The following is a 526-nucleotide window of genomic DNA, read 5'->3' as shown; positions in this document are numbered from 1 at the left end:
CGTGACGCCCACGTGCTGGACCTTCGAGAGGCGCTTCCAGCCAAAGAAGAACAGGCCGACGAAGGTGGACTCGAGGAAGAACGCCATCAGGCCTTCGACGGCGAGCGGCACGCCGAAAATGTCGCCCACGTAATGCGAGTAGTACGACCAGTTGGTGCCGAACTGGAATTCGAGCGTGAGGCCGGTGGTGACGCCCATGGCAAAGTTGATGCCGAACAGCTTGCCCCAGAACTGGGTCATGTCCTTGTAGATCTGCTTGCCGGTCATCACGTAGACGGATTCCATGATGACGAGCAGCCAGGACAGGCCGAGCGTGAGCGGCACGAACAGGAAGTGATAGAGCGCCGTGATGGCGAACTGGAGGCGCGACAGTTCTACGACTTCGCTAACGGGCATGTTGATCACCTTGGGACGGATGCGAGGCAGGCACGGACAGCAGCGCCTGCGCGACTTGCTCAGGCGGGAGCGACATGTGCTCTGCCTGTGGATGGTTGAAGAACGCGTATTTGAGCGCCATCAGCAGTGC

2 protein-coding genes are annotated in these 526 nt (G+C 60.1%); both read right to left on the bottom strand.

Annotation, left to right across the window (positions count from 1 at the left end):
- The coding region (locus P0D71_RS36050; protein WP_408483891.1) for a cytochrome ubiquinol oxidase subunit I at window positions 1-396 on the bottom strand (396 nt) is incomplete at its 3' end.
- Window positions 386-526, bottom strand: a 141-nt coding sequence (cydP, locus tag P0D71_RS36045; RefSeq protein WP_408355488.1) for a cytochrome oxidase putative small subunit CydP, incomplete at its 5' end; no start/stop codon positions are given. The genes P0D71_RS36050 and cydP, both read right to left, overlap by 11 nt.

This window comes from Paraburkholderia sp. RL17-383-BIF-A (assembly GCF_046028015.1).
GTDB lineage: Bacteria > Pseudomonadota > Gammaproteobacteria > Burkholderiales > Burkholderiaceae > Paraburkholderia.
This window is presented reverse-complemented; position numbering and strand designations above follow the sequence as displayed.